Genomic DNA, 26,119 nt, shown 5'->3' with positions numbered 1-26,119 from the left:
TGGAAACGTCGCGTGCCGACGCCGTACCAGATGGACCATCCGGGTTCCATCAGGTCCAACTGGTGCGCGGAGGCTCGTTTGGCGAGGTCCCATCGTCGCTGGGTGACCTTCTCGGCAGACGCCCCTTTCCGGTGCCGTCCACCCGGCCGCTTCCTGGGATCGCATCTGTTCACGCCGCGATCCCCTGTCGGTACGGCTCGCGCTCGCCGGGTGGGACTCGCGTACCGGGAGGCCGGCCACGCCGGTATGGAACGGCGACCGCCGTCGCGGGTTCCGCCATACGCCCGTGCCGCCCGGCCAGCGCGACGTGGGACTCCAGTGGGACGCGGTAGGGCTCGTGCGAGATCCCATACGGCTCCCGCCTGGGCAGCGGGCGCACGGGCATCACCGTCGGCAACCGGCCATCCAGGCCGAGACGCCGCCGCGCGCTCATCCGGGCGTTGACTTGCGCCGCAGTGGGCTGCTCCCACTCGTGGCGGGGCCGGTGCGGCAGGCTCGCGGCCGCATGGGCGTACGGCGGATGCCCACACCACCGACACCCAAGCGGCATCGGCGGCTCCTCAGCCCGCCAACGCGCCCGAATGACCCGTATGGCTTTACTACAGTTACGCATTGGGATCGGACCTCCTGAGTCCGGTTCAAGGGGCTCGCCGGGCGTGCACTGCCTTGGTGGGCCCCGTTTTTACGCCTGGGCCTACGTGGAATGTCTGGCGAACTGGGGTTTGCGCTGCATTGCGCATGCCACCTCATCGCGGCCGTCGGAGCCCAGACTTAAGGCCTCCCGCGACCTATTGCCCACGAGGTAAATGGCGGGCCGCTATTACAGCCATGTTGAGTTCACTCCTTGCGATGAGCCATGCGGCTATAGTGATAGCGCAGCCCTTAAAGTGCAAGGCGTAATTTGAGTTACGTGCAATTGTCCGATTCGAGGCACATTTCTGGACTCGTGTCCGTAACAAGAGGAGAGCCATGACGAGCAGCCCCACCGTCAAGCGACGACGGCTATCCGCTGCCCTCCGCCAGCTCCGTATTGAGACTGGACTGACTGCCGCCGAAGCTGCCAAGCACCTGGACTGGGATCCGTCCAAGATCACACGGATGGAACGCAACGAATGGAAACGACCAGCTCCACATGACATCAGAGGGCTACTGGACCTCTACCAAGTCACAGACGGGCCACGCCGGGAAGCATTGATGACCCTCGCTAGAGAGTCGCGCCAGCGTGGCTGGTGGGCTGACTACCAGGACGTCTTCCGAAGTTCCTTGCCCGACTTCGAAGCCGGCGCCTCGATGATCCGGACATACGAGGCCCTTCTGATCCCCGGCTTGCTCCAGACGGCTGCTTACACGGCAGCCATGCTCCGAGGTGGGCAAGTTCTCGACCCAGCCGTCATCGAACGCCGCGTCCAAGCCAGATTGACGCGTCAGCAGATCATTTCCCGTGAGGACCCACCCGCATTGGTCGTCGTCATCGACGAGGCCGCGTTGCATCGGATGACCGGCGGGCCGGAGGTGATGTGCGCGCAGCTTAGGCACCTGATCGACGTGGCGGCCCGGCCTAACGTGACCGTCCAGGTTCTGCCGCTCTCCGTCGGTTCACACCCGGCCATGACGGGAGGCGCATTTCTGATCTTGGACTTCCCGTCTCCAGATGATCCGAGCCTGGTGTACATGGAGACCGCAACAGACGACCTCTGGTTGGAGACCCCAGAGGAACTCCGGCGCTATACGCTCATTTATAGCCAGGTGCAGGGACTTGCCCTATCTCCTGATGAGTCCGTGCAGCACATGGCCGCATTAGCGGATCAACTGAAGAGGTAGGCCGAAACAGTGGATCACAGCACCTTTCTTGCGTGGCGCAAGAGTAGCTACAGCGGAACAGGCGATAACTGCGTCGAGGTGGCAACTGTCCCTAGCGGCGGTCGGGCAGTACGTGACAGCAAGAACCTCAGCGAGCCAACGCTGAGCTTCACGTCTGATGAATGGCATGCGTTCATCAGCGGTGTGAAGACTCGCCGATTCGGCATGCCGTAGGCACGTCGTCTGGTTTGCGAGCGACCCCGACTTGGGGTCCATGACACGCAGGCTCCTTCCGGTACCAGCTTGGGCCCCAGCCTGTGGTTCCCAAGACGAGGCGAGGCTCCCCGGCTACCGTGGCCGCGTGTTGAGCACTTACCAGGAGGGCTGGCTGCGATGACCGTGCCGATCACTCGCCACCTGAAGTTTCGTGTCACTCTTGAGGAGACGCTCGATACGAAGATCGTGGTTTGGGGCGCCGACCCTCTCGATGCACCCATCCGGTCCGGGGTGACCGGCCGCACGCTCGCGGAGCTCTTCGAGGAGGTCGAGGCGGTCAAGCACTTCGTCCTTGATCTGCCCGAGGATGTCCCGATCTCGGTTGAGTATGTGTACGAGATATCTGGCGTTCCGCAGGAACTCCTCGCCTCCTACTAGGAGGAGCGGGCGCATCTTCGTCGCACTGCTTCGGACATGGCGGCACGGCTCCGGCAGGCCGGTTTGACGGAGGATGACAGCGCGGCCCTTTTAGGCCTGTCGGACCTTGTCGTCGCGAGCACCGACGCTGCCGCGCTGACCACGGCAGGGGGTAACGCACGCCAGTCACACTGCTTCGGATCCATGGTGGAGTTCCAGCTCAACTGGAAGTTCCAGAAGTCGATGAAGATCCTGATTCGACGTGCAGTCATCCTGTAACCCTTGAACATCGCGTCTGGTCCCGGAAACAAATGCGGGGAGCCCGAAGGCTCCCCGGAGACGCAATGCGTGCGTGAACGAAGCCACGCACGGGGTTGTAATGAGAGCAGCCTACCTGGCCGACCCGAACACCGTCAAAGGTCGACGCATCACGCTCCGTGTCCGATCAGTCTTCCAGAGATGACACCCTCACCAGATGGATTCGCCGAACTATCGCCACTCAGGACCCGTCTTGAGTCGCCATGTTCTTCTGCACGCGTGATCATGAACGTTGGGCCGATCTGCGTACCTGGCATCCGGGGCGAGGGGTGGTGTCTCCTATCCGGCGGCTGGGGTGAGGGTGCGGAGGGCGTGTTCGACCAGGGTCACGAGGACTACCTTGGCGGAGGCGCGGCGGCGTACGTCGCAGAGGATGACCGGGATGTCCGGGTCGAGGTCCAGGGCGATGCGGACGTCCTCGGCCTCGTGCTTGTCGGCTCCGTCGAAGCAGTTGACCGCGACGATGAACGGCGTGCCGCGCTGCTCGAAGTAGTCGATCGAGGGGAAGCAGTCGGTGAGGCGCCGCGTGTCGGCGAGGACGACCGCGCCCAGCGCGCCGTAGGACAGCTCGTCCCACATGAACCAGAAGCGCTCCTGGCCCGGCGTGCCGAACAGGTAGACCACGAGGCCCTCGCGGATGGTGATCCGCCCGAAGTCCATGGCCACCGTGGTGGTCGTCTTGCCCTCGACGCCGTCGATGTCGTCGACGCCGATGCCTCGGTCGGAGAGGACCTCTTCGGTGCGCAGGGGCCTGATCTCGCTGATCGCTCCGACCAGCGTGGTCTTCCCCACGCCGAAGCCGCCCGCCACCAAGATCTTGAGAGCGACGGGCTCCTCAGAGGGCTCGTAGGCCATTGATCACTTCCTTGAGAATGCGCTCATTTGGGCGCGGTCCCGTCTGGGCGGGAGCTCGTACGCTGATCATGCCCTGATCTTGGAGATCGCCGAGGAGAACGCGGACCACGCCGAGCGGCAGGTCGATCTCGGAGGCGATGTCCGCGACAGACATCGGCCGGTCGGCCAGCTCGAGGATGCGTAGCTCCTCGGGGCCGAGACCGGCCTCGCCAGTGTACGGAGACCCGGTCGCCGTGACCATAGCGATCAGGTCCAGATTGTCACCCGACGACCGCGTACGGCCACGGATAAGGGCATAGGGCCGTACGATCGGCCCGGCCTCCTCGTCGAGCCACTGCTCGCCACGGGTCGTCATGACAACGTCCGCCGGGGGTTGGTGGAGATGTGCTGGCCGACGCGCTTGACCAGCATCGCCATCTCGTAGGCGATGTGGCCCACGTCGGCGTCCGAGCTGCTCAGCACGGCCAGGCAGGTGCCGGTGCCGGCCGCCGTCACGAAGAGGAACGCGGACTCCATCTCGACGATGGTCTGCCGCACCTCACCGCCGCCGAAGTGGCGTCCGGCGCCGCGGGCGAGACTCTGGAAGCCGGAGGCCACAGCCGAGAGGTGCTCCGCGTCCTCCCTGCTGAAGCCCTTGGAGGCTCCGACGACGAGGCCGTCGGTGGAGAGGATGACCGCCTGGCGCACGGCGGCGACCCTGCTGATGAGATCGTCGAGGAGCCAGTTGAGTTCGCCGTTAGACGACACTTTGCCGGTCATTCGTCACCCTTCTCGCCAGTCGTCTGATGTACGTAACCCTCACTATGGTTGCGCAGCTCGTGCTTTTGGTCACGCTCGCTCGGGCCCGCAGTGGCTCCTTCAGGGGTCTCGGATGCCCGGCCCTGGAGGGGATTCTCGTCGTCGCGCCTGCTCGCGGGCTCGTTCGGCCGGCCCTCGTTCTCTGGCACGACCCCCGGCGGTTCCTGATCGGCTTCGGCGCGTCCTCGGCGTCCTCCTTGCTGGAAAGCGGAGAACATAGCACGAGCCTCGTCCGGAGATCGCTCGATTTGTCCGGAAAGGCTGGATCGTCCGATCTCTGAGCCTCCCGGCCGTCCGGCGGGAGCGGGGGGTGTGGGAGCGGCGAGGGGGCCGGTGGTCTCCCGGAGCTGCGGGGCCATGTTGGCCTGGCGTACCCGGCGCGGCAGGCCCCTGTGGGTGCCCTTGGACGCGGAGGTGCGCGACGGCAGCCCCTTCGAGGGGGGATCCTCGGCGTCGGCCAGCGGCCTGCCCGTGCCTCCCATGCCAGAGGTGTCGATCGGGCCGGTGTCGGCGATGCTCGGCACGACGGTCAGCGAGGGCGCCGACTCGGGCGACCGCGCGCTCGGCGGGGTGAAGAACAGCGATGCCCCGGCGCGCGGCTCGCCGGCGAGCGCCGGAGGCTGCTGTGACGTCCTGCCGGTGAGGGAGTCCCGGGCGGGCAGCGGACCGGTCTCGGCGAGGGAGCCCGGGATGGGGGTCGGTGAGCCGTCGTCGGCCACCAGTTCTTTCGGAATGAGCGCGATGGCCGTCGTGCCCCCGTACGGCGACGCGCGCAGGATCACGCTGACGCCGTTGCGCGCGGCGAGCCGGCCGACGACGAACAGGCCGAGCCTGTCGCTGTCCGCCAGGTCGAACTCCGGAGGGTTGGCGAGCCGGTCGTTGATCGAGGCGTACTCCTGCGGGGTCAGGCCGAGACCCCGGTCCTCGATCTCGACGACGAAGCCGTTGGCCACCGAGTCGCCGCGTACCTGCACGCGCGTCTGCGGGGGAGAGAACATCGTCGCGTTCTCTATCAGCTCGGCGATGAGGTGGATGAGGTCCGCGACCGCAGTGCCGCTGAGGTAGGCGTTCGGCAGGGGAAGAACGTTGACCCGGGTGTAGTCCTCAACCTCGGCCACGGCGGCGCGCACGATGTCGAGGACGGGAACCGGCTTGCGCCAGGCCCGGCCCGGCGCCGCGCCCGACAGGATGATCAGGCTCTCCGCGTGGCGGCGCATCCGGGTGGTCAGGTGGTCGAGGTGGAACAGGTCGTCCAGTGCCTCGGGCTCCCTGGCGCGACGCTGCATGGCGTCGAGCAGCGTGAGCTGGCGGTGCAGCAGGCCCTGCTTGCGCCGGGCGAGGTTGAGGAAGACCTGGCTGACGCCCCTGCGCAGGTTCGACTGGCCCACGGCCGCCTCCACGGCGGTGCGCTGCACGGAGCTGAACGCCATGGCGACGTCGGCGATCTCGACGGAGTCGCCGCCGACGATCGGCGGGGCCTCGGTCTCGACGTCGACCTCCTCGCCCCTGCGCAGCCGCTCGACGACCCTCGGGAGCCGTACGTCGGCCAGCTCGCGGGCGGAGTTGCGCAGGTCGGCCAGCTCCCGCACGAGGCGGCGGCCGAAGCGGACAGAGATGATGATCGACGCGACGACGGCGACGAGGCCGAGGCCGCCCGCGAGGCCGATGCGGATCAGGATGCCGGTGGCGACGCTCTTGGCGCGGTCGGCCAGGGTGGCGGACGCCTTCGCGTTCACCTGGTCGAGCATGGCCGAGAGGTTGTCGGTGATCGGCTGCCACTTGGCGAGTGAGTCGGGCAGCGGGCCGCCGGCACGGGCCTTGTTGACGAGGTCCTGCTCCATGCCGGTGAAGCGCTTGAAGGTCGGGGAGGCGAAGACCTCCTCGTACGGCTTGCGCAGCTCCTGGTCCAGCGTGGACATGCCCTTGGCGTACAGCAGGCGCCGGTTGGCGGCCCACTCGGAGAAGGCGACGTACTCGGCGTCGGAGAGCCCGCCCGTGGTGATGGCCCCGCTCATCAGCGCGTTCTCGCGGGCGATGGTCTCGCGGCCGTTGCCCATGGCCTGCATCGCCCCGGCCTGCTCGAAGATCGCCAGGTCGGGCACCGAGACCATTCGGTCGTACACGCGGAAGAGCGCGTCCATGATGTGGTTGTACGACTGCGTGGTCTCCAGCCGGCTCGACTGCGCGGTGTCCACGTCGGCCCGGATGCTGGGCAGGTGCTCAAGCTCGTCGAGCAGGGCCGTCAGCGCGGTGTTCATCGCGTCGCTGAGCGATCCCTCGGCCGCCTGCTTGATGCCGGCGGCGCGGAACTGGGCGAGCGACTTGTCCGTGGCGTGCCGCTGGACGGCGAGCCGGTTCTGGTCGCCGGCCCGCACGCTGAGGGTGCCGGCGGACAGCGCACGCTCGGCCTGAATCTGGAGCCCCAGATCGGTTGAAGTCACGCCGACGCCCTGGTAGACCGCGTTCGCGCTCAGGAGCGAGATGCCATCACCGATCGTGAGATTTAGGACAAATCCCCACAAAGCGCTGAGCGACAGCAGGGGAAGGAGTAGTAAGGAAAAGATCTTGAAGCGGATGGACCGCTTTCCAGAACCCATGGTCACTCCTGCATCGCTCGGAGGGTCTAGCCGCATTTAGGGGGAAATGCACCTCCGGAAGATCGCACAGAAGGCTAGCACCGATAGGGTTCCGGCGTACTGGAGGACAGATGATTACTGTGATTACGGGGGCCAGTGCGGGCATTGGTGCGGCCGCCGCCGAGGGGCTCGCCCGCGCCGGGCACGACGTGGTTCTGGTTGGACGCTCCCGCGCCAAGCTGGACGCGGTCGCCGGCCGCCTCGCCGAGGTCTCGGGCCGCCGTCCCGACATCGCCACGGCCGACTTCACCTCGTTCGAGGACGTCACCCGGCTCGCCGCCGACCTTCTCGACCGATATGAGCGCATCGACGTGCTCGCCAACAACGCCGGGGTCATGTCGATGAACAGGCGGCTCACCCGCGACGGCCACGAGATGATGATCCAGGTCAACCATCTGTCGCCGTTCCTGCTGACCAACCTTCTTCTCGACCGCGTCATCGCGTCCGGCGGCAGGGTGGTCACCACCTCTTCGGGCGCAGCGAGGACCGGCCGTCTCGACCCCGCCGACCTCGACAGGTCGGGAAGGCGCTGGAGCGCCTGGCTGCAGTACGGCGACACCAAGCAGGCGAACGCGCTTTTCACGGTCGCGCTGGCCCGGCGCGGAGTGGCCGCCACCTGCTTCCACCCCGGCGTGATCAGGACGGGCTTCGCGCCCGGCAGCCTCTACATGAAGCTGCTGATGGTGATCCCCGGAGTCGCGAGCACGCCCGAGCAGGGCGCGAGCACGCTGGTCCACCTGGCGACCTCTCCGGACGGCACCAAGCACAGCGGGCGCTACTTCGCAAGGAGCGCCCCGGCGTCGGCGACCAAGGGCATGACCGACCCGGGCCTCGCCGCCGCGCTCTGGGACGCCAGCCTCGCCGTCACCGGCCTCTCCGCCGGCGAGGTGGCCTGAGCACACGTGCCGCTCGCCGTGCCGTACGTGATCTTCGAGCTGGTGTACTCCCTGCCCCGCAGCCCGACACCTCGTGGGCCTTCACGATGATCCGCCGCCCCCGGTCCTCAAACTGACAGCTCTCGTACGGCCCTGTAGGCCGCGCTGACGGCGGCGTCGGCGTCCGCCCCGGGCACCGAGTCGGAGTTGGCGATCGCGATGCGCCCGAAGCGCCGCCGTGCGGTGTCGGCGGGGAACGGCCCGTCCGGGTAGAACGCGTCCCACGGCCGCGCGTACTCGGGGGCGTACCCGTGACCCCAGCGGTTGACGGTGAGCCCCTCGATGTCGCGCGCCGGGTCGAACCCCCAGGGGCCGAGCAGCCTGGTGAGCTGTTCCCTGACGCCGTACTCCAGCGTGCCGTACGGCGTGCCGAACAGGGCGTGGCGCCCCGCCACCGCCGCGTCCCTCGGCGCCATCCCCGGCGTGGCCGGGGTGTGGACCAGGTGGACGTTGATCGGCTCGTCCGGGGTCCTCGGGCAGCGGTAGGAGCCGACGCTGACCGGCGGGGCCAGCTCGGCGGTGACCCAGTAAGCCCCGGTGAAGCGGGCGCGGCGGATCCCCGCCTCCCTGAACGCGTGCCAATCGCGCAGCTGCGCCGTCGCGGACACCAGCGGGAGCTTAACCGCCTGGCGCAGGGCCTCCTTCTGCTCCGCCGGCAGGTCCTGGACCAGGTGGGGGATCACCATGTTCCAGCAGGCCATGACCACCGCGCCCGCCCGCACGGTCCTGACCCGGTGGCCGTCGAAGTAGCCCACGGTCGCCGTCGTCGCCGTGTCGGCCGGGCCGTCGTTGTGTACGAGCACCACCGTGCTCGACAGGCGCAGCCGTACCCGGTTGGTGGGACGGTCGAGGCCGCCGTAGTCGAAGGACGTGGTGGTGATCTCCTCCATCGAGGCCGCCCCGGCGAACCCGGGCACCATGCGCGCGATCATCATGCGGACCAGGGCCTGGTTGCCCTCGGGAAAGCAGTACACGTCGGCGTCCTTCGCCGCCCAGCTCCTGGCCACCCTCGGCGAGTTGTACGCCGAGGGCTTGGTGCCGTCGAGCCTCAGCCCCGCGAAGCCGGGATAGGTGAAGCGGTCCGCCCCCGCCCACGCGTCGATGGCGCCCAGCGCGTCGGAGCCGTAGGCCCAGGTGGTGTTCGGCATCGTCTGGCAGAACCTGACGGCGTCGGGGTGCACCCGGCAGACGTCCCTGAGGAACTCCGCGTACGTCAGCCCGGCCAGCCGTTCCTTCTTCTCCTCGTCCGGCAGGCCGGGGAACCAGTCGGGGGGATCGTCGAACAGCATGACCAGGTCCTTCCTTGCCTGGACGGCGATCGGCAGCTCCGCGACCCACTGGGCGGTCGTCTTGCCCGGGTGGAGCACCACGAGCTTGTCGGCGCCGAAGCTCTCCCTGTCGCAGAAGACGCCGTCGTGCATCAGCAGGCCCGGGTAGAGGTCCGGGTCGAGGTGCCCGCGCGTCGCGCGCGGCTGCACCCCGAGGCCGGCGAGCAGGTCCTTGCCGTCGGGCGACCACGCCGAGGGCGCGTACAGCGAACGCGAGCCGCCGTGCCCGATCAGCGGCCCGACGCGTCCCGCGGGGTGGAACTCGTTGCGGCGGGCGTGGCCGCCGACGTCGTCGTGGTTGTCCAGGATGAGCACCCGCGCGCGTGGGTCGCGCCGTGTCCACGTGTAGGCGGCGGTGACGCCGCTGATGCCGGCGCCGACCACGACCAGGTCGTAGCTCTCGCCGGTGGGCTCCGGCGTGCCCGCCCGCTGCCAGAACCTGCCGTCGCGCAGGGCGTGCGCCACGCCCAGGGAGTCCGGCGTGTCGCCCTGGAGTCCCGGTGAGCGCCTCGTCACGCGGCTCCTGCCGTGAGCGCGGAGGGCCAGGGAGCCGCCGGCGTGTCCCGCCACGGCGGCTTCGGTGTGGCGGGTGCGCGAGCCGAACGCCGCGCACGCGGCCACCGCCGCCACCCCGTCGAAGAAGTCCCTGCGGCTGATCTCGCGGTCCATCCCCAGCCCACGCTCGCGTGCTCGTCTTCCCGGAAAGTCTCCGCCAAGCGGGAAATGAGCCATCATTCCGCGATCATCAGTCGGGTGAAGCGGAAAAAGGAGCGTGTCGCGGAGCGCGGGCCAACTCTTTTGGCATTTATTGCGCCACCCGCACGGGCGAAATCCCGCTTCGCGGACCGCTTCGCCGTTGTTGATGGGAACGCGATGACCAGGCCGGTCGTTGGCGGGATGAGGACGAAGCGCGCGGACGTACGAAGTCGGGGTGAAGTGCTGTTCAGCCCTTCACCTGCTGATGATGTGACGGGGCAAACGGGGTAACGTTCGCGTTCACGGTCGATGTACGACGACGGGGTGTTTACGGGTGGTCGGCAGGCAGGGCAGGGTGACCGGCAAGATCGGGCCGGGCCTTGTGGGTGAGGTGATGGTGCCGATACGCGGGGGCGTTGAGGCCTTCTACGCGCATCCGACGCTTCCCGACGAAGAGATCCCGGTGGGGACCATCATCGTCGTCGTCGATTATTCGCCGCCGCGCACGGTCTACGTGGCACGCGCGATCGTCTGACTCTCCTCTCCCCCCTCATTTCGGAGGTCTCCATGACCACCACGGAGCTGGCCATCTGGGCCGGCGGTGTCGTCGTCCTGCTCATCGTCATCATCCTTCTGTTCAAAGCCGTCTGGCGGATCGCCGAGCCCAACGAGGCGCTGATCATCTCCGGCCTCGGGGCGCACACGAGGAACGAGCTGGCGGACAGCCTCGGCTTCAAGATCATCACGGGTAAGGGCGCGGCCGTGCTGCCCGGGTTCCAGACGGCGCGGCGGCTGCGGCTCGACAGCCGGGCCACCAACCTCCAGGTCAACTGCGTGACCCAGCAGGGCATCCCCGTCCAGGTGCGCGGCGTGATCATCTACAAGGTCGGCGACGACTTCGTCTCGATCGCCAACGCCGCCCGCCGCTTCCTCGACCAGCAGGACAGCATGAACGGCGCCATCCACGAGCTGTTCACCGGCCACCTGCGCTCGATCATCGGCAACCTGACCGTCGAGGACCTCATCCTCAACCGCGAGCGGCTGACGGGCGAGACCCGCAGCAGCGCCGCCGACGAGATGAGCAAGCTCGGCCTGGTGGTCGACTCCCTCCAGATCCAGGAGATCGACGACGAGACGGGATACATCCTCAACCTCGGCAAGCCGCACGCCGCCAGGGTCGCCGCCTCGGCCCGCATCGCCGAGGCCCAGCGCGACCAGGAGGCCACCGAGGCCGAGCAGGTCGCCGCCGCCAAGAAGGCCGGAGCCGTCCGCGAGTCGCAGATCCAGCAGGCCGGATACCAGGCGGAGATCGACCAGGCCGCCGCCAAGTCGCGCCAGGCGGGCCCGCTGTCCGAGGCGACCGCGCGCCAGGAGGTCGTCGTCCAGGAGACCCGCGCCGCCGAGCTGGAGGCCCAGCTCGCGGAGCAGCGGCTGCAGTCCCAGGTGCGCAAGCCGGCCGACGCCAGGGCGTACGAGACGGTGACGCTGTCGCAGGCCGAGCGCGACGCCCGCATCGCCCAGGCGGAGGCCGAGGCCAGGGAGACCGAGCTGCGCGCCGTCGCCCAGGCGTCCCAGGTCAAGCAGGCCGCCGCGGCGGAGGCCGAGTCCGTGCGGCTTCGCGCCGAGGCGGCCGGCGCGGCGTCCCGTGCCACGGGTGAGGGCGAGGCGGCGGCGGCACAGGCGCGGGGCCTCGCGGAGGCCGAGGCGGCCAGGGCGCGTGGTCTGGCCGAGGCCGAGGCGGCGAAGGCCAAGGGTCTGGCCGAGGCCGAGTCCATCAGGGCCCGTGCTCAGGCGCTCGCCGAGAACCAGGAGGCGGTGATCGCCCAGCAGCTCGCCGAGAACTGGCCGGCGATCGTCGAGGCCGGCTCCAAGGCGTTCGGCAACATCGACCACATGGTCGTCCTGAACGGCGCCCAGGGCGTCGAGGAGCTGCTCGCCAAGGCGCTCACGCTCGGCGGGACCGGTCTCGGTCTCGCCCGCTCCCTGCTGTCCGGCGCGACGCCGCCCAGCCTGAACGGCACCGAGCCGCCGGCCGGCAAGCCGCTCGACGTCAACTGACCCTAGGCCTCACGCCGCGAGCTCGCCGGTTCCCGGCATGCCGAGGACGGTCGCGAGGGCTTCCATCGCGGCGGGGTAGGCGGGTTGCAGACGCGGGCCGAGCGGCTGGCCGAGGCGGTGGAGCGCGGGCGCCGCTACCTGCGGGCGGGGGCCGACTGCGTGTACCCGATCCTGGCCTCCGAGCCCGGCGACATCCGGGTCCTGGCCGGGGAGATCGACGGGCCGATCAACGTGCTGTTCCGGCCCGGCGTCCCGTCCCTCGCCGAGCTGGGCGCGCTGGGCGTCGCGCGGGTGAGCTTCGGGCACGGCCTGCACGCCGCCGCCCAGGCGTATCTGGGCACGATGCTCGACGCGATCAAGTCCGGCCGCAGCCCGTACGAGGTGCCCACCGGCTAGAGCCAGCAGCCCGTACGAGGTGCCCACCGGCTAGAGCCAGGAGGTTGGAGTCCTTCCCGGCGGGGGAGGAACGGGCAGAAAGCGTGGTGTGCCCCCCGATGGCAACGGTGTTGATTCGCCGGGTGATGCGGACGGGGGCGAAATGGGGATCAGTGGTTTCCTGGGTCGGTGGCCGGTGTTTCGGCAGCTCACCGGCCCCGACCCATGCGGGCTGGGCGTGGCGGTCAGATCGCCCAAGACCGACGCGCTGAAATCCCGCGTCGCCACCGCCGACCGGGTGGTGAAGTCGGTCTGCCCTTACTGCGCCGTGGGCTGCGGGCAGGACGTCTACGTCCGTGACGAGAAGGTCGTCCAGATCGAGGGCGACCCCGACTCCCCGATCAGCCGGGGCAGGCTCTGCCCCAAGGGCTCGGCGTCGCTCCAGCTCACCACCGGTCCAGGTCGCGAGCACGTGGTGATGTACCGCAGGCCGTACGCCACCGAGTGGGAGCGGCTCGACCTCGACACCGCCATGCAAATGGTCGCCGACCGGGTGGTGCGCACCCGGCAGGAGACCTGGGAGGAGGAGTGCGACGGCAGGCGCGTGGCGCGGACCATGGGCATCGCGAGCCTCGGCGGCGCCACCCTCGACAACGAGGAGAACTACTTCATCAAGAAGCTGATGACCGGGCTCGGCGTCGTGCAGGTGGAGAACCAGGCCCGGGTATGCCACAGCTCGACGGTGACCGGGCTCGGCACCTCCTTCGGCCGGGGCGGCTCGACCACGTTCATGCAGGATCTGCAGCACTCCGACTGCATCATCATCGAGGGCTCCAACTTCGCGGAGGCGCACCCGGTCGGCTTCCAGTGGGTGATGGAGGCCAAGCTGCGCGGCGCCACGATCATCCACGTGGACCCCCGCTTCAGCCGCACGAGCGCCATGGCCGACCTGTACGTGCCGATCCGCGCGGGCACCGACATCGCGTTCCTCGGGGCGATCATCAACCACGTGCTGACGGAGGGGAAGGATTTCCGGGAGTACGTCCTCAACTACACCAATGCCGCGAGCATCGTCTCCGACGACTTCGTCGACAGCGAGGACCTGGACGGTGTCTTCTCCGGATGGAACCCCGAGACGCGCAAGTACGACGTCAGCAGCTGGCAGTACAAGGGGCCCCAGGTGCAGGCGGTCTCGGGGCGGCGGCTGCGGCTGGAGGAGTACCACGTACCCGGCATGAGCGAGGCGCACGGCTCGGGCGGCGCCCCGGTGACCGCGCATCCTGAGTGGGACGAGACGCTCACCCACCCTCGCTGCGTCTACCAGATACTCAAGCGGCACTTCGCGCGCTACACCCCCGAGGTGGTCGCGGAGACCTGCGGGATCCCGCGCGAGACCTTCATGAAGGTCTGCGACGCGCTGACCTCGAACTCCGGGCGAGAACGCACCACCGCCTTCGCGTACGCGGTGGGATGGACGCAGCACACCGTCGGCACGCAGTACATACGGACGGCGAGCATCCTGCAGTTGCTGCTCGGCAACATCGGACGGCCGGGCGGCGGCATCATGGCACTGCGCGGCCATGCCAGCATCCAGGGCTCCAGCGACATCCCCACCCTGTACAACCTGCTGCCCGGCTACATCCCGATGCCGCACGCGCACACCGACGAGAACCTCGACGACTTCGTCGACGTCATCAGCACCGAGAAGGGCTTCTGGGCCGACGCCCGGTCGTACGTGGTCAGCCTGCTCAAGTCGTACTACGGGGACGCGGCCACCGCTGAGAACGACTTCTGCTTCGGTCACCTGCCCCGGCTGACCGGCTCGCACAGCACCTACGACACGGTCATGGCGCAGCTCGACGGCGTGTGCAAGGGCTACTTCCTGTTCGGTCAGAACCCGGCGGTGGGGTCCGCCAACACCCGGTTGCAGCGGCTCGGGATGGCGAACCTCGACTGGCTCGTCGTACGGGACTTCTCCCTGATCGAGTCGGCGACCTGGTGGAAGGACGGGCTGGAGATCCAGAGCGGCGAGCTGCGCACCGACCAGATCGGCACCGAGGTCTTCTTCTTCCCCGCGGCCTCCCACACCGAGAAGGACGGCACGTTCACCAACACCAACCGGCTCCTCCAGTGGCACGACACGGCCGTTGAACCGAGCGGTGACTGCCGCAGCGACCTGTGGTTCGTCTACCACCTCGGCCGGCTCGTCAAGGAGCGGCTGGCGGGGTCCGACGACCCGTGCGACCGCGCGATCCAGGACCTGGCCTGGGACTACCCGGTCGAGGGTGAGATGCGTGAGCCGAGCGCCGCGGCCGTGCTGCGGGAGATCAACGGGTACGGCCCGGACGGGAGCCTGCTGTCGACCTACACGCAGCTGCGCGGCGACGGGTCGACCTCGTGCGGATGCTGGATCTACTGCGGGGTGTTCGCGGACGGGGTGAACCAGGCGGCCCGCCGAAAGCCCCACACCGAGCAGAGCTGGGTGTCGCCCGAATGGGGCTGGGCGTGGCCGCTGAACCGGCGCACGCTGTACAACCGCGCCTCGGCCGATCCGGACGGGAACCCGTGGAGCGCGCGCAAGGCGTACGTCTGGTGGGACGCGGAGCGGGGCCGGTGGACCGGGCACGACCTCCCGGACTTCATCGACGACCGCCCACCCGACTACCGGCCCCCGGACGACGCCTTGGGCGCCGACGCGCTGTCGGGGATCGACCCGTTCATCATGCAGGGCGACGGCAAGGGCTGGCTGTACGCCCCGGCCGGGCTCCTGGACGGGCCGCTGCCGGTGCACTACGAGCCGCAGGACACCCCCTGCGATAACCCGCTGTACCGCACGCACCGGAGCAACCCGGTACGGGTGACATACGACCGTCCGGGCAACCGATACCACCCGCCGGGCAGCGAGGTCTATCCGTACGTCGTCACCACCTACCGGCTCACTGAGCACTTCACGGCGGGCGGCATGAGCCGCTGGCTGCCCTACCTCGCGGAGCTCCAGCCGGAGATGTTCTGCGAGGTCTCGCCGGCGCTCGCCGAGGAACGCATGCTGGAGCACGGCGGCTGGGCCACGATCATCACCGCCCGGGGTGCGATCGAGGCCAAGGTCCTGGTGACCGACAGGATCCCCGGGCTCAGCATGAACGGCCGTGTCGTCCACCAGATCGGCCTGCCGTACCACTACGGGCCGAACGGCTGCGCCACCGGCGACCCGGCGAACGAGCTGGCGCCCATCGTGCTCGACCCGAACGCCGACATCCAGGAGGACAAGGCGTTCACCGCGGACATCCAGCCAGGACGGCGCCCGCGCGGGGTCGGGCTGCCGCGGCTGGTGGAGACGTTCCGTCGCCGGGCCGGCATCACCGAGCCCGCTCACCAGGAGGTCTGAGATGACCGTGCGGTCGATCCCGGTGGCCACGAGGCTGCCCGAGGTCCAGGAGGAGACCGGCTACGCCGAGCATCCGCCGCGGATGGGCTTCTTCACCGACACCTCGGTGTGCATCGGATGCAAGGCGTGCGAGGTGGCCTGCAAGGAGTGGAACCAGCTCCCGGCGGACCCGCCGTTCGAGTTCACCGGCCTGTCCTTCGACAACACCGAGCAGCTGTCCGCGTCCACCTGGAGGCACGTCGCCTTCATCGAGCAGCGCAAGCCGATCAGGAAGCCGGCGGACTCCGGCGACCAGGGCATGGGCGACCTGCGCTGGCTGATGGCCTCCGACGTGTGCAAGCACTGCACCGACGCCGCCTGCCTCGACGTCTGCCCGACCGGCTCGCTCTTCCGCACCGAGTTCGGCACCGTGGTCGTGCAGCAGGACATCTGCAACGGCTGCGGTTACTGCGTCTCCGCCTGCCCGTACGGCGTGATCGACAAGCGCGAGGACGACGGCCGGGTGTTCAAGTGCACCATGTGCTACGACCGGCTGGTGGACGACCTCACCCCCGCGTGCGCGAAGGCCTGCCCGACCGAGTCCATCCAGTACGGGCCGCTGGACGAACTGCTGCAGCGTGCCGCCGCCCGCGTCCAGGAACTGCGCCAGGACGGCGTCACCGACGCCCGGCTCTACGGCCACGACCCCGCCGACGGGGTGCGCGGCAACGGCGCGTTCTTCCTGCTGCTCGACGAGCCCGAGGTGTACGGCCTGCCCCCGGCCCCGAAGGACACGACCCGCGACCTGCCATCGATGTGGCGGCACGCGGCCGTCGCCGCACTGACCCTGGCCTGCGGCATCGCCACCGCCTTCGTCGCGGGGCCCCGATGAGCCACGCCCGGACGCACCAAGGAGAGTGAAATGACGACGCGAGGCCGCCTCGATGGTCAGGCGACGCACATGGCGGACGAGTACATCTCGTACTACAACCGCCCGATCCTGAAGGCGCCGACCTGGCGCGAGGTGAACATCGGCAGCTATCTCTACCTGGGAGGCTTGGCCGGGGCCTCGTCGGTGTTCGCGGCCGGAGGCCAGCTCACCGGGCGTCCGGGGCTCGCCCGGGCCGGGAAGGGCGCCGCGCTCGCCGGGATCACGATGTCGCTCGCCCTGCTCGTCGAGGATCTCGGACGGCCGGAGCGCTTCATCAACATGCTCAGGACCTTCAAGCCGACCTCGCCGATGAGCGTGGGCACCTGGCTGCTGACCGCGTACGCGCCGCTGGTAGGGATCAGCATGCTCACCGATCTCACCGGACGGTTCCCGCTCGCCGGCCGCGCGGCGTGTTACGGGGCCGCGGTGATCGGGCCGGCGATCACGACCTACACGGCCGTGCTGGTGAGCGACACCGCCGTGCCCGCCTGGCACGAGGGCTACCGGGAGATGCCGTACCTGTTCGCCGGCTCCGCCACGGCCACGGCGGCGGGCGCCGCCATGATCGCCGCGCCGTCCTCGGAGAACGCCCCCGCGCGCCGCGCGGCCGTGCTGGGCACCACACTGGAACTGGTCGCCGGGCGGCTGATGCGCCGCCGCATGGGCATGATCGCCGAGTCGTACGAGCGGGGACGCGCGGGCACCCTGCTCCGTGCGGGAGAGGCGCTGGCCGTGGCGGGCGCCGCGGGCGCGATGCTGGCGGGGCGGAAGCGCTCCATCGCCGTGCTGGCGGGGGCGGCTCTCATGGCCGCGTCGGCCTGCGTCCGTCTGAGCGTGTTCTCGGCGGGCGTCGTCTCGGCCAAGGACCCGCGCTACACCGTCGTTCCCCAGCGCGCCCGCGCGTCCGCGCAACCGGCCGGACGCTCGTGAGCGTCCGTCGCGGTCTGTGACCCCGGACGCGAAAGCCCCGGGCCGTCCGTCTCGGGCGGCCCGGGGCGAGGTGGAGGTTACTTGCCCGCCGGCCACTCGATCTTGTCGACCGTGTCGTTGGTGGCGGCCGGCTCCTCAAGGGAGCGCCCGGCCTTCAGCGTCCGGGTGAGCCCGGGAGGGTCGATGTTGATCAGCTTCGCCTTGTGGTCGGTGTTGTTGACCCAGGAGGAGACGTTGTTGGCCGCGCTGGGTCGCCCGGCCACGCCGCCGGCGACGGGCAGCTTGTTGAGGTCCACCGGGTGGCCCGCCCCGACGCCGTAGGCCGGGCCGCTCCTGCCGTAGTCGCGGTAGAGGCACAGCGTCTTCGTCGGGCACTGCTCGCTGTCGGTCAGCTTGACGACGCCCGAAGGCAGCCCTGAGTCGGCGACAGGAGTGTCGTCAACCGTCGCGGCCATGGCCGTCGCGGCCGGGAGCGAGAACGCGGTCACAGCGGCGGCGGCAGCCGCTCCCAAATAGAACACGACGCGATTAGTCACGATTTCTCCCCTGATATCGATGACGTCGGTCGGCCGATTTGGCCTCAAAGGGATGCCCCTCCAGACCGGCCCGGCCGTTCCTCATGCGTCGACCATTAGACACGGGGAGCATCTGATTGCCCACGAGCGGTGAGCGCGAGCCGTTGGATGTTTGCCGCCGCAAATACCGCGGTTGGGGAGAAGTTGAAGGAGACCCGTGCATGTTCCCGGCATCGCTCGCAATTCACCCCGCGACGATCGGGCGTCGTTCAGAGGGGACCCGCCTGGGCCATCTTCGCGAGCCATTCACCGTACAAGGCGACGATGGCGTCCAGCGTTAGTCACTTGTGATTCATTGGCTCTTTTGAAAGATTTTATTTGCTGATATAATGGCAAAAATCATATGTAGTGTCTCTCCCGTGAATCACGATGGAGAACCAAGCCAGACGGCGCTCATGGCGGCCGCCGCGCGTGCCGCGCATCTGATCGTCGACGACGAGCCGAAAATCTTCGCCGACACTCTCGCCTACGAGCTACTGGGAGATCGGGCCGAGGAGCTCGTCGGCTACCACCGCGCCCACGGCACGCATCTCGTCCTCTCAGGCGCCCGCGCGGCGGCGGTCACCCGCAGCCGCTATACGGAGGACCGCCTCGCCGAGGCGATTCGCGGTGGCATCGATCAGTACGTGATCCTCGGCGCGGGCCTCGACTCGTACGCCTACCGGGCGGAGCCCGCCGGCCAGGTCCGGGTCTTCGAGGTGGACCATCCGGCCACGCAGCGGTGGAAGCGCCGGAAGCTGGAGGACGCGGGGATCGCGGCGCCGGGCGCCGTCACCTTCGTCCCCCTCGACTTCGAGACCGAGTCGCTGCTGGACCATCTCGTCCACCACGGCTTCGATCCGTCCCGGCCCGCGTTCGTGAGCTGGCTCGGCGTCACGATGTACCTCACCCGTGAGGCCATCGGGCAGACCCTCGCGGTGATCGGCGGCCTCGCGCCCGGCACCGAGGTGGTCGCCGACAGCATGCTCCCCGAGGACCTGCGGGACGAGGCGGGTCAGGCGTACGTCGAGGCCGTGATGCCGGTCTCGGCCGGGGGCGGCGAACCCTGGCTGACCTTCCTCGGCCCCGACGGCATGGCCTCCCTGCTGAAAGAGCACGGCTTCGACGTCATGGGGCACGCCCGCCAGCGCGACGCCGTCGACGCCGCCCTGTGGAACAGATCCGACACACTCCGACCCCAGGACCTTTCCCTGCTCACCCACGCGAGAGCATCCCGATAGGACCGGAGCGCCGTCTACTCGGTGCTGGAGGAGTACACCGACGAGGCTGCGGCCATGGCGCACAACGAACGTGCGGCAGAACTGCCGGCGCGTGTGGGACAGTGCGCGGAGATGGTCTATGCAGAGCTCTATGGACCCATCGGGCCCGAGCTCCGTGAATGGGTTCGGAATGATCCCCAGATAACCACGTTTGCAGACTTACCTGATCAGGGCGCCGAAGCCTGACAAAGCCCTGCCTCGTGCCATGCAAGGCAGCTTTACGCAGCACACCTGGTTTCAGGTGGTAACGGGCTCAGTCCTGTACCTGTCTGAGGAGTTCGTCGCGATCAAAGTCGCTCATAAGCGTGAGGTTGTACAAGTGCTCGGTTGCGGCACGCCGACTTACCCGCAAGCGGGTCGCGATGGCCGTGATGCCTTCCAAGTCGGTTATTGGATCTGGTGCGTCTGCGATGGCCTGCTGAACCAGCGTGGTGGGCATGAGAAACATCGCCGCGAAGGCATTGGCTCGGCGCTCTATGCTTCTGGGCGCCCATGGGCCACTCGCGATGGCCAGCTTCTGTCCGCGCGATCTGTCAAAGAGCAAGTGGCACAACTCGTGGGCCATGCTGAAGCGTTGGGCGTTGCGAGAGCTAAAGAATCTCGATGTGGTGTTATGCACGATCGTCGGTCGATGGTGTGGACCCACCATCGAGCAGGCCCGTATGTTCTGATCTTGCAGCTTACGAGAGACAATCGTTACGCCCAGTCGTTGGAGCAGCCCTGCTATGTTCACCCAGCCGTCTGGAAAAGCATCGTCCATCTCCGCGTGGATAAGTTCGGCGAGCTCGTACCCTTGATCCCATGCCGGAACGGCCAGGTTAGGAAGGATATGCTCGTTCAACTCGTCAAGGGAGTCCACAGCCGCGTGCCCAGAGTATTGCTCCAGCAGCACAGACGCCAGCGTACGGACATCCTCCCTTGCCACCGTGGGTGACAGCGAACTGAAGAGCAAGGCCGCGTGACAGGAGCCGGCGATGACGAGGGGAGATTCATCAACCGATAGGGCAGCTTGGGCGCCCTCGTTGTTTCCGGAGCTCTTGAGGTCAGTGATGATCTCTTCCCATCGGCTTCGCATCTCGTCCTCGAGGACACTGCCCTGGAGGCGCCCCCGAAGAGGAGGAAGCGTTCGCAGGCCGGCCAGCCAGTTGAGTCGGTTGTCATGCTGGCCTGAAAGCCTCAGATTCGCGACCTTCTCACATAGTGTCGCTACCCTTTCACTCTCTGGATTCATGCTCATTAGATGCTTCGCCGCTGCTTGTAGAACCTCGTACAGCGGCTCTGCCACCTGCGGTTGAGGAGCTTCTCCTCGTGAAGGAGCGCGTTCCAGTGCTCGGCCAGCCACTCCAGTAGCGGGAGAAGATACCAATGAGTCCTCTGCAGCAATTCACCCTGACTGATATGGGCGCAGAGGTTCTGTCCCTCCGCCCATAGTTGAAAAGCCCCCCAAGATGTCGCCTCCTCCCGAGTTGCTCCCGTTCCTGAGTCGGGATCGGGCATGAAGGCGAGTCTAAAAGCGAAGATATCCGTGTTACCGGCGAACTTTTCCCACGTAATGGTCATCGATCACGGCGCCTTCTCGCTCTACGTACCGTTCTACGGTCGATCTTCTCAGAAGCCACCCACTCGGCGATCAGACGGGGCGGGACCTCTTCCCAGTCGACGGGGTAGCCGTGCCACCTGCCCTCGGCGTGCTGTTGTGCACAGTAGGCACGGTCGCCGTCTGTCGCGTAGCGTTTCTGTCCTTCAAGATCGCTTTGAACCAGTAAACCGGGACGCGTTCGGCGGACAGATCGAGCCATTTCGTCCGGGTGTCGGGATGGGCTTGTGCTTCGGGTTGGGCTCATAAGTGAGAGGGAGTTCGTCGACCTCCTCGCGGGATTGCCCGAGTTCCCTGTCTGTCACGCACGGCCCTCCTGCTCTCCGCATGTGCATGAAATGACGAGTGCACTGATCCATCCGCAGGCCGTAGCGCGGCAGCGCTTCATGCCTTGCCCATGTCGGGGGCGAGTCGCGGCCTTGAGACATCGTGTCATCTGGAAGGGCTTACGCGCTGGCGACTGCGGACGCTGCGGGCCTCGTCGCTCGCCTTCGAGGGGGCATGCTCAGGTGCTCAGTAGTGGGTCGGTGATGCCGCCGGGGCAGGCGAGGCGTGCGATGTCCCAATTCGCCAGACGTGCTCCGGCTCGGTAGGCGCTCTCGTAGAACGCGAGCACGGTGGCGCGCGGGTCGGCCTCGGTCCGGGCGTCGGCGTAGGGCAGGACGGCGAGATGGCTGCCGCGTTGCGCGATCCACCGTGCGGCCTCGGGCAGCAGGGGCTCGTTCTCCAGTCTCTCCGGCTCGGGAGCGGTGTAGGAGTAGAAGGCCGCCTCGGGGAAGGAGTCGTCGCCGAACCAGAAGCCGGAGCTGATCACCTCCCGGGAGTACGCCTCGCGGGTCACCGGGTCCGCATCGGGCGACTGGTCGACGACACGGTCCCCGAATCGGGTGCAGGCGATGTCGAAGGTGTGCCCGCTCTGCCGTCCACCGTGGTGACGTGGAGCCGATGCCCGACGAAGTCGAAGTCGATCGTGAAGATGGGATTGCCGTCGACCTGCCCCATGGGACGTGTGGTCAGACCTCGCCCGGTGAGGTGGAAGGGGGCGTTCCACCAGTGGTTGCGCCGGACTCCGGCGGCCAACCGGATCTTTCCGATGACCTGGGCGAACCGGTGCAGCGTGGCCTTGGTGTCGCGCCACTCGGCCAGCGGTATCGCTGGGAACAACTCCATGGCACCATCGTTCCCACGTAGATCACGTTCAAGAGGGCGGACGCGAGCCTGAGCCGGCAAGGGGCCCGGCATTTCCTGGGTCCATTGCCGGCTCGCTCGTCGCGTGCACGTCAGAAACTTCCCACAGGCCCAAGAATGCTCCGTAGTTCGCAGGCATTGCCAAAGGTGCGTATCGACGACAGCAAGTGGCCGTCCCAGACACCGACCGACGACACTGTCACCGGGTTGTAAATCGACGTGCAAACCGTTCCGCTTGAACCCTTCAGCTTTTGCACATCACCGCCTACGCCTGCCAGCATCGCACAGGCCTCCCGCACTCTTGGGTGCGTTCCGCCTTCCGTGGGCGCACACTGCAACACCACGGCCCGAGAGGGCCGTACGAGGTCCGGCCCCTGGCCGAGCACCAGCACCAGCGCCTTGTCCGACTTGGTCATCCCTGCCGCGTCGGGTGTGGTGGCGGAGTGGCTCGGTGGTGGCTGGCCGGCCGAGCCGGCATTCGCCGCCGACTGCCCGAACCCCGTGACCGCCACCGCGACTAGGATCACGGCGATGCGGGCGATACCTCCCCACAAAGGTCTCACGTGCATTCCCCCTGGTCATCGCGTTGCCAACGGTCACATTCTTGATCGCGGTGGCCTGAGGGTCAAAGACCTACCCTTGGGGCGCGGGCCAACGTCTCGCCTGATCAAGGCCAAGCCCTGGCATGCCGGCTCCCTGCCGTCGCGGAGGCCGTACCGCGAAGTGGGAGGGATGAGCTAGAGCCCGGCGGTGTACAGCAGGCTGTTGCTCGTGCCCGTGGGCAGACCCTTCAGGACGCCAGGGGTGGTTGCGCCGACGACCCATTTGAGGACGGACGCCGTGGCGTGATCGCCGTAGGTCTGCTTGTACAGCGCCGCGACCCCGGTGGCGTAAGGAGAGGCGAAGGAGGTTCCGCTGCCCGAGGTGCTGCCGCCACCCCTTCTGGCCGAAAGGATGTTCGAACCTGGAGTGATCACGTCGACGCAGGTGCCGACGTTGCTGAACGAGGCGAGGTCGTCGGTGATGGTGGAGGCTCCGACGGTCAGCACCCGCGGAGCGCTGGCCGGGGAGGTGCCGCACGCGTCGGCGGAGTTGTTGCCGGCTGCCACGCTGACGAACACTCCGGAGTCGGCCAGCGCGGCGGCGGCGTTGGCCGCGTCAGACCTCGGCCCACCGAGTGAGACGTTGGCGACGGCCGGTTTGACCGCGTGGGCCGCCACCCAGTCGAACGCGGCGATGATCTGGGAGAACGTACCGGTGCCGTCGCAGCCCAGGACACGCACCGGAGAGAGCTTGACGGCGCGGGCTACGCCCCAGGTTGTGCCGCCGACGATGCCGGCGGTCATGGTGCCGTGGCCCAGGCAGTCGTTGGTGCCGTAGCCGTCGTTGACGTTGCTGTAGCCGGGGACGATGCGGCCGGTGAACTGGGAGTTGGCCGGGTCGATGCCGCTATCGATCATGTAGGCGGTCACCCCCGCACCGGTGTGCGTGGAATTGAAGAGGTGATTGAGCGGGAGGCGGCGCTGGTCGATGCGATCGAGCCCCCATGAGGTGGTGGACCCCGCCGGTGGAACGCGCATCACCGGTCCGGCCGGGCGCGGCGGGGAGTCGAAGGCGTGGGCCAGGGCATCCTGTTCGATGGCCGCGACGGCGGGATCACTCCGCACTTCGCTGGGCTCGGAAGGCGTCAGCCGGGCCGCGAACCCTTTGACCACGTGCTGGTAGGTGTAGAGGGGCTGCACGCCCAGGGGGATCACCGCGCCGAATGCGCTGGTGCCCTGTTTCAGCCTGACGATGTACTGGCCGGGGATGGAGCTGGAAGAGGGACCCATCGTGACCTTCACCGGGGATCGTGGTGGAGTCGTCGTCCCGGCCTGCGCGGCAGGGGACATCGTGATCGCGGCACTGAACAGCAGAAGTCCGTGCAACCCGCGCGCGAGGCTTCTCCTGCTTGTGCGGATCTTCCTTGCGGGGTGCATTCTCATAGGACCCTCTCAATGATCGACTGGTGTGGCTGAGGGATAGCCATTCGACTACTGAGAGTAGCGATCAACTGCTTGGTGCCACGGCCGTTGGTCTCCGCGCCCCGTGCATGACAGGGGCAAGATCCTGTCAGCGTGGAACGACGGCCTTCTGCCCCTGACTTCCCGAGCGGTTGGGAGCGCTTCAGACGCGCGCCATGTGTTCGTCCTCCCGGTAATCCGCACAGCGGGGAGTCGGCCGCTGTGACCAGGCCTTTCACGACTACGAGTCCTCGATGAGGATCCCCATGGCGTTTGCGAGGCTGTGGACGAGTCCCTGCGCGTCCGAGGTTCTGACGGTCACGCCCCTGAGGCTGGTAACTCCGCCGATCGCCAGCAACACACAGTCGTTGAACCGTGCCCCTTCCATCTGGGCGTTGGAGAACTGCGCGCCCGTAAGGTCGCAGCGCTCGAATCGGACGCCCCTCAGATCCGCGTTCTGGAAGTTCACCTCCAGCATGTTGCAGTCGCGGAAGACGACGTTCTTGAACGTCGAGAACCTGAACCCTGTGAGATCGCTGCGGCAGGCGTCGAACAGCACGTCCCGGAACCCGCACTCGGACCAGGCCATGCCGGTCAGCCGGCTCGCGGTCACCCGGGTGCGGTGCATCGACGACGACCTGGCGGACATGTTGGAGAGGTCGCAGCGCTCCATGGCCACGTCGGAGAAACCGCCCCGGCGCATCACCGTGCCGGAGAATCGCATGTCGACGAACCGACATCCCTCGAACTCGGCCGTGTCGGCGTCCCGGGACGACAGGTCGACGCCGTCGAACTCCATATGACCTGAGGCGGGAGGAGTCGGAGGTAATGTCGCGGATCAAGCGTTTACCCACGTGTCGGCGTGGGGCCCGGCGGGAGGGGGACTCTCCCTTTCACACGCGGGTGCGTGGGGTGAAACCTGGGAACTGCGCAAAACGGAGATATCGTGGAAGATCATCACTCGCCGACGGTGAGCCGCCGTGACCTGCTGGGCCTGTCCACCGTCGTTCTGACCGGCGCGGTGCCCCTGGCCGTCTATCCCGGATCCGGCACCCCGGCTCTCGCGGCGGCGGCCCCTGCGCAGGTCCACGGGCATGGGCACAAGCCGGGGGTGACGCCTCCGGAGGACCTCATGCGGGAGCACGGGGTGCTGAAGAGCATCCTGCTGGTGTACCGGGAGGGGATCCGGCGGATCCAGCGCGGCGAGCAGGTGCCCGCCCAGCCGTTGCACGCGGCCGCCCGCATCATCCGCGACTTCATCGAGCGCTACCACGAGTACCTGGAGGAGAAGTACGTCTTCCCGCGCCTGCGCGAGGCCGGCAGACTCCGCCACACGGTCTCCGTCCTGGAACTGCAGCACAAGCGGGGACGCGAGGTGACCGCCCGCATCCTGGCCGCCACCCGCCATTCCAGGGCCTCGGCCCACCAGCGCCACGCCTTGGTCTCCGACATGGCCGCCTTCATCCGCATGTACGAGCCCCACGAGGCCCGGGAGGACATTGTGGTGTTCCCCGTCTTCCGCAAGGTGACGCCCGCCAGGGAGTTCGCCCGCCTGGGCGAGGTCTTCGAAGCCGAGGAGCACCGCCGTTTCGGACAACGCGGCTTCACCGCCGTGGTCCACCGGGTCACCGACATAGAAAAGGCCCTGCACATCCACGACCTGTCCCAGTTCACCCCCCGAAGGTCATCCCCCCATCGCAAACACGGCCGAAACTCAGCCCGCTGACCTCTTGCGTGATCCTTCGAACTCTATGGAGAGCGCCGGTGAGGACGGCGCAGCACCGCTGATCCGCACACTATGCCCAGGACGCCGCCGAAGCGATGACCGCCAGGTCATCCA

The 26,119-nt window shown here is 67.9% G+C and carries 24 protein-coding genes and 1 pseudogene; 13 read left to right on the top strand and 12 right to left on the bottom strand.

Going from position 1 to position 26,119, the window contains the following annotated elements; translation table 11 throughout:
• Nucleotides 1–169: 169 nt before the first annotated feature.
• Nucleotides 170–550, bottom strand: coding sequence for a hypothetical protein (locus AB0O34_RS02785; RefSeq protein WP_363911857.1), 381 nt, complete (start codon nucleotides 548–550; stop codon nucleotides 170–172).
• A gap of 419 nt (nucleotides 551–969) precedes the next feature.
• On the opposite strand from AB0O34_RS02785, the gene AB0O34_RS02780 reads away from it, so the two are divergent.
• The 4 genes from AB0O34_RS02780 to AB0O34_RS02765 all read left to right on the top strand — a co-directional run bounded on the left by AB0O34_RS02780 (nucleotide 970) and on the right by AB0O34_RS02765 (nucleotide 2,712).
• Entirely contained in the window at nucleotides 970–1,821 is an 852-nt protein-coding gene (locus AB0O34_RS02780) for a helix-turn-helix transcriptional regulator (RefSeq protein WP_363911855.1), read from the top strand.
• 9 nt (nucleotides 1,822–1,830) lie between these two features.
• Nucleotides 1,831–2,034: a DUF397 domain-containing protein gene (locus tag AB0O34_RS02775; RefSeq protein WP_363911853.1), complete on the top strand. Its 204-nt coding sequence runs from the start codon at nucleotides 1,831–1,833 to the stop codon at nucleotides 2,032–2,034.
• Nucleotides 2,035–2,193: 159 nt separating this feature from the next.
• Complete coding sequence (locus AB0O34_RS02770) at nucleotides 2,194–2,454, top strand: hypothetical protein (RefSeq protein WP_363911851.1); 261 nt, start codon at nucleotides 2,194–2,196, stop codon at nucleotides 2,452–2,454.
• A 36-nt stretch (nucleotides 2,455–2,490) separates the two neighbouring features.
• The gene (locus AB0O34_RS02765) at nucleotides 2,491–2,712 is read left to right on the top strand and encodes a hypothetical protein (protein WP_363911849.1); all 222 of its coding nucleotides are present in this window, start codon (nucleotides 2,491–2,493) and stop codon (nucleotides 2,710–2,712) included.
• A gap of 318 nt (nucleotides 2,713–3,030) precedes the next feature.
• Here the strand turns inward: AB0O34_RS02765 and AB0O34_RS02760 are convergent, their stop codons facing one another.
• From AB0O34_RS02760 to AB0O34_RS02745, 4 genes are read right to left on the bottom strand one after another with little or no spacing between them, the layout of a single operon-like run.
• Nucleotides 3,031–3,606: an ATP/GTP-binding protein gene (locus AB0O34_RS02760; RefSeq protein ID WP_358552919.1), complete on the bottom strand. Its 576-nt coding sequence runs from the start codon at nucleotides 3,604–3,606 to the stop codon at nucleotides 3,031–3,033.
• On the bottom strand, nucleotides 3,587–3,961 hold the full coding sequence (locus tag AB0O34_RS02755) for a DUF742 domain-containing protein (protein WP_363911846.1): 375 nt from the start codon (nucleotides 3,959–3,961) through the stop codon (nucleotides 3,587–3,589). Before AB0O34_RS02755 ends, AB0O34_RS02760 begins: the two co-directional genes overlap by 20 nt.
• Complete coding sequence (locus AB0O34_RS02750; protein WP_358552923.1) at nucleotides 3,958–4,365, bottom strand: roadblock/LC7 domain-containing protein; 408 nt, start codon at nucleotides 4,363–4,365, stop codon at nucleotides 3,958–3,960. The genes AB0O34_RS02755 and AB0O34_RS02750 overlap by 4 nt, the downstream gene beginning before the upstream one ends.
• The gene (locus AB0O34_RS02745) at nucleotides 4,362–6,845 is read right to left on the bottom strand and encodes a nitrate- and nitrite sensing domain-containing protein (RefSeq protein ID WP_363911844.1); all 2,484 of its coding nucleotides are present in this window, start codon (nucleotides 6,843–6,845) and stop codon (nucleotides 4,362–4,364) included. Before AB0O34_RS02745 ends, AB0O34_RS02750 begins: the two co-directional genes overlap by 4 nt.
• A gap of 266 nt (nucleotides 6,846–7,111) precedes the next feature.
• On the opposite strand from AB0O34_RS02745, the gene AB0O34_RS02740 reads away from it, so the two are divergent.
• The gene (locus tag AB0O34_RS02740) at nucleotides 7,112–7,936 is read left to right on the top strand and encodes an SDR family NAD(P)-dependent oxidoreductase (protein WP_363911842.1); all 825 of its coding nucleotides are present in this window, start codon (nucleotides 7,112–7,114) and stop codon (nucleotides 7,934–7,936) included.
• A gap of 107 nt (nucleotides 7,937–8,043) precedes the next feature.
• Here AB0O34_RS02740 and AB0O34_RS02735 read toward each other — a convergent pair whose 3' ends face one another.
• Nucleotides 8,044–9,972, bottom strand: a complete 1,929-nt coding sequence (locus AB0O34_RS02735; protein ID WP_363911840.1) for an FAD/NAD(P)-binding protein — start codon at nucleotides 9,970–9,972, stop codon at nucleotides 8,044–8,046.
• A 382-nt stretch (nucleotides 9,973–10,354) separates the two neighbouring features.
• Between AB0O34_RS02735 and AB0O34_RS02730 the strand changes: the two genes are divergently transcribed.
• From AB0O34_RS02730 to nrfD, 6 genes are all read left to right on the top strand, one after another.
• Entirely contained in the window at nucleotides 10,355–10,534 is a 180-nt protein-coding gene (locus AB0O34_RS02730; RefSeq protein ID WP_363911838.1) for a hypothetical protein, read from the top strand.
• A 32-nt stretch (nucleotides 10,535–10,566) separates the two neighbouring features.
• A complete protein-coding gene (locus AB0O34_RS02725; protein WP_363911836.1) occupies nucleotides 10,567–12,057 on the top strand; it encodes an SPFH domain-containing protein in 1,491 nt (496 codons plus the stop codon).
• 84 nt (nucleotides 12,058–12,141) lie between these two features.
• A complete protein-coding gene (locus AB0O34_RS02720) occupies nucleotides 12,142–12,453 on the top strand; it encodes an isocitrate lyase/phosphoenolpyruvate mutase family protein (protein ID WP_363911834.1) in 312 nt (103 codons plus the stop codon).
• Nucleotides 12,454–12,595: 142 nt separating this feature from the next.
• Entirely contained in the window at nucleotides 12,596–15,817 is a 3,222-nt protein-coding gene (gene fdh, locus AB0O34_RS02715) for a formate dehydrogenase (RefSeq protein ID WP_363911832.1), read from the top strand.
• Nucleotides 15,818–15,899: 82 nt separating this feature from the next.
• Nucleotides 15,900–16,688 (top strand): 4Fe-4S dicluster domain-containing protein, encoded by a 789-nt coding sequence (locus tag AB0O34_RS02710; RefSeq protein ID WP_363911905.1) that lies wholly within the window; start codon nucleotides 15,900–15,902, stop codon nucleotides 16,686–16,688.
• 30 nt (nucleotides 16,689–16,718) lie between these two features.
• A complete protein-coding gene (nrfD, locus tag AB0O34_RS02705) occupies nucleotides 16,719–17,657 on the top strand; it encodes an NrfD/PsrC family molybdoenzyme membrane anchor subunit (RefSeq protein ID WP_363911830.1) in 939 nt (312 codons plus the stop codon).
• A 77-nt stretch (nucleotides 17,658–17,734) separates the two neighbouring features.
• Here the strand turns inward: nrfD and AB0O34_RS02700 are convergent, their stop codons facing one another.
• Entirely contained in the window at nucleotides 17,735–18,193 is a 459-nt protein-coding gene (locus AB0O34_RS02700) for a peptidase inhibitor family I36 protein (RefSeq protein WP_363911828.1), read from the bottom strand.
• 398 nt (nucleotides 18,194–18,591) lie between these two features.
• Here AB0O34_RS02700 and AB0O34_RS02695 point away from each other — a divergent pair, with 398 nt between their 5' ends.
• Entirely contained in the window at nucleotides 18,592–19,452 is an 861-nt protein-coding gene (locus AB0O34_RS02695) for an SAM-dependent methyltransferase (RefSeq protein WP_363911826.1), read from the top strand.
• 292 nt (nucleotides 19,453–19,744) lie between these two features.
• On the opposite strand, the gene AB0O34_RS02690 is transcribed toward AB0O34_RS02695, so the two are convergent.
• From AB0O34_RS02690 to AB0O34_RS02670, 5 genes and pseudogenes are all read right to left on the bottom strand, one after another.
• Entirely contained in the window at nucleotides 19,745–20,776 is a 1,032-nt protein-coding gene (locus AB0O34_RS02690) for an ImmA/IrrE family metallo-endopeptidase (protein ID WP_363911824.1), read from the bottom strand.
• A gap of 817 nt (nucleotides 20,777–21,593) precedes the next feature.
• Nucleotides 21,594–22,258: pseudogene (locus AB0O34_RS02685) on the bottom strand (DUF5996 family protein).
• Nucleotides 22,259–22,368: 110 nt separating this feature from the next.
• A complete protein-coding gene (locus AB0O34_RS02680) occupies nucleotides 22,369–22,692 on the bottom strand; it encodes a subtilase-type protease inhibitor (RefSeq protein WP_363911822.1) in 324 nt (107 codons plus the stop codon).
• A gap of 321 nt (nucleotides 22,693–23,013) precedes the next feature.
• Nucleotides 23,014–24,120, bottom strand: coding sequence for a S8 family peptidase (locus tag AB0O34_RS02675; protein WP_363911820.1), 1,107 nt, complete (start codon nucleotides 24,118–24,120; stop codon nucleotides 23,014–23,016).
• Nucleotides 24,121–24,520: 400 nt separating this feature from the next.
• Nucleotides 24,521–25,078, bottom strand: a complete 558-nt coding sequence (locus AB0O34_RS02670; RefSeq protein ID WP_363911818.1) for a pentapeptide repeat-containing protein — start codon at nucleotides 25,076–25,078, stop codon at nucleotides 24,521–24,523.
• A 147-nt stretch (nucleotides 25,079–25,225) separates the two neighbouring features.
• Between AB0O34_RS02670 and AB0O34_RS02665 the strand changes: the two genes are divergently transcribed.
• Nucleotides 25,226–26,005, top strand: a complete 780-nt coding sequence (locus AB0O34_RS02665) for a hemerythrin domain-containing protein (protein WP_363911816.1) — start codon at nucleotides 25,226–25,228, stop codon at nucleotides 26,003–26,005.
• Nucleotides 26,006–26,119: the final 114 nt, after the last annotated feature.

This window comes from Sphaerisporangium sp. NPDC088356 (assembly GCF_040685555.1).
Lineage (GTDB): Bacteria > Actinomycetota > Actinomycetes > Streptosporangiales > Streptosporangiaceae > Sphaerisporangium.
The sequence above is the reverse complement of the archived record's forward strand: the minus strand, read 5'-3'. Positions and strand labels throughout refer to the sequence as shown.